The organism is Endozoicomonas sp. ALB115 (genome assembly GCF_049310245.1).
In the GTDB taxonomy this organism is placed as follows: domain Bacteria; phylum Pseudomonadota; class Gammaproteobacteria; order Pseudomonadales; family Endozoicomonadaceae; genus Endozoicomonas.
Genome location: NZ_JBLYZG010000158.1, coordinates 1 through 2,551 on the forward strand (window position 1 = coordinate 1; position 2,551 = coordinate 2,551).

Annotated in this window: 2 protein-coding genes; both read right to left on the bottom strand. The window is 55.5% G+C overall.

Annotation, left to right across the window (positions count from 1 at the left end):
* Nucleotides 1-93: 93 nt before the first annotated feature.
* On the bottom strand, nucleotides 94-837 hold the full coding sequence (gene istB / locus ACO6VE_RS24265) for an IS21-like element helper ATPase IstB (protein WP_422444680.1): 744 nt from the start codon (nucleotides 835-837) through the stop codon (nucleotides 94-96).
* Nucleotides 838-848: 11 nt separating this feature from the next.
* Nucleotides 849-2,378, bottom strand: coding sequence for an IS21 family transposase (gene istA / locus ACO6VE_RS24270; RefSeq protein ID WP_422444748.1), 1,530 nt, complete (start codon nucleotides 2,376-2,378; stop codon nucleotides 849-851).
* Between the last annotated feature and the right edge of the window lie 173 nt (nucleotides 2,379-2,551).

Consider the following 2,551-nt stretch of genomic DNA (forward strand, 5'->3'; position numbering starts at 1 on the left):
TGCATATTCTGGTAAACGTGAACGCTAATTCTGGTAAGCGTGAACACCTCCGCTTACCCAAGCACTGCCCTCCTTTATTTGTAGCCTGAGTGTTCACGACCCTCCAGTTTTGGTCTGATTTTTTCTCATGGACTTTCCCTTGAGTTCCAACCGGTGGGCGTTATGAATCAGCCGGTCCAGAATGGCATCAGCCAGCGTCGCGTCACCGATGCTGTCATGCCACTTCGATACCGGTAGCTGGCTAGTGACGATGGTAGAACTCTGGTTATGCCTGTCATCCATAATCTCCAACAGGTCATTGCGCTGGCTCTGGGTCAGGGGCTCAAGCCCCCAGTCGTCCAGTATCAGCAAATTGACTTTCGCCAGTTGCTGCAGGAGCTTGCTGTAGCTGCCATCACCGTGAGCAATGGTCATGGCTTCCAGCAACCGGGAGGTCCGGTAGTAGCGCACACTGTAACCGCGCAGGCAGGCACTGTGGCCAAAGGCGCAACTAAGCCAGCTTTTGCCAGTTCCACAGGGTCCGGTGATCAGCAGGTTCTGGTTTTTGCTCAGCCACTCACCCGGTATCAGTGAGGCCATCTGGGAACGGGTAATCCCCCGGGGCTGCTCATAATCAATATCCTCCAGGGTGGCTGCCAGTTTGAAACGAGCTGCTTTCAGTAACCGGGCCAGTCGTTTGTTGCTGCGGTCCGCGTCCTCCTGGTCAATAAGCAGGGCCAGCCGCTCTTCGAAGCTGAGCCCTTCATAGGTGCCGGGTTGCTCACTCTGCAGGTTCAGGGCATCCGCCATGCCTCCCAGGCGCAGGCTGCGAAGGCGAGTCAGGTTTTGATTGATCATGGTCTCGCTCCTCACTGGTAAAAGCTGGCGCCGCGAATGTTTTCATGGCTTCTGGTCACACGATCATCGTCGCTGGTTTCTGCCTTGTTCAGCGGGATTTTGTCTAATCCGGACTGGAGGATCGAACGGACATTAGCAACTCGCCGACCACCGGTGTTTCTGGCCCGGTGGCAGGCCGCATTCAATCGGTCAGCGCCGTATTCACGCTCCATGTTGAGCAGTCCAAGACAGGCACGGTAAGCCTGTTCCGGATGCTCTTTGCTATCGAGCAGTTGCTGAGTAAACCACAGGACGTCGGGGCCCAGCTTTTTCGCCCAGTTCAGGAGTCGTCCCGGTGTCCACTGCTGCTGTTTCTGGTGGCGCTCTGGCATATGCTCTGTGCGGGTGGTGAAGCCGGTTCCCCATTTGCGGGGATGGCTGGCTACCGGCTTCCCCTTGTAGAAGATCTGCACCAGTTGCTGTCCTGCCCGGATTTCCACCTGCTCACGCACCAGCTGATGGGGCACTGAGTAGGAGTGGTTTCCATACTGCACGTGGTAGTCAATATTGACCCGGGCATACTTGAATTCGATGTATTCAAATGCCTCCCGGGGTAAGGGCCTGAGCGCCGGTTGATCCAGCTGCTCATACAGCGTACGACGGCAACCGGGTTGCTGCTTGAAAGGTCGGTTGTTGAGGTCTTCCAGCAGGCGTCGTATTTCCTGGTTCAGCTCCGCCAGCGAGAAGAACGTAGTATGGCGCAGGCGCATTAATATCCAGCGCTCAACGACCTGCACGGCGACCTCTACCTTTGCCTTATCTTTCGGCTTGTAAGGCCTGGCAGGCATGATGGAGGTGCCAAAGTGTTCGGCCAGGTGCTGGTAACTCCGGTTGATCTGTGGCTCGTAGCGGCAGGCTTTGGATACTGCGCTGCGCAGGTTATCCGGAACCAGCAACTGGGTCACGCCGCCAAAGAACTGAAACGCCCGGGCCTGGGAGCAGAGAAAGTCCTGCAGGCCCTGGGTCCAGCTGGCTTCAGCATAGGTGTAGCTGGATGCCCCCAGCACGGCAACAAAGATCTGTGCTGGCGCGGTTTCGCCGGTTTCACGGCTGACAATGGGGACGGTCAGACCCGCATAGTCGATAAACAGTTTTTCGCCGCCCCGGTGCTCCTGGCGCATGGAGCGTTTCTGCTTTTTGCGCCACTCATTGTAGCGATGGCAGAACTGGGCATAGCTGTAATGGCTGTGGGGGTAAACGTCACAGTATTCCTCCCAGAGCACCTGTTTGGTCATTCCCTTTTGCTTGAGGGAACGGTGAATATCGATCCAGTCAGGATCAATCAGCCCTTGATATCGGCGGTTAATGGCTTCAGGAGTGAGCTGGTTGATCAGTGACGTATCGTCCATCTCATTCGGCAGTGGCCAGCTCAGCCCGGATTCACTGAACAGGTTCAGGTATTTGGTGATGACACCCGTGCTGATTCTGAGGCTGACAGAGATCTGTCGGATGGTTAACCGGCACTCGAACCGGAGTCGCAAGATGTCCCTGATTTTACGCATTGGTAACCTCGTTTCCATTGGCATGGCCGCTGCTCCTTTTGATTGAGAGTTAAGGGGAGCGGCACAAGTTGAACGAAATCAATGCTTAAGAAAGGGAAATAGTTACGTTACCGTTACGATTCTGGTGTCGTGAACATGAATTCTGGAGTCGTGAACGCGATTCTGGAAATCGG

What these genes read in the sequence shown, in the direction of transcription:
- istA (WP_422444748.1), bottom strand. Translation starts at nt 2,378, where the DNA reads ATGCGTAAAATCAGGGACATCTTGCGACTCCGGTTCGAGTGCCGGTTA.
- istB (WP_422444680.1), bottom strand. Translation starts at nt 837, where the DNA reads ATGATCAATCAAAACCTGACTCGCCTTCGCAGCCTGCGCCTGGGAGGC.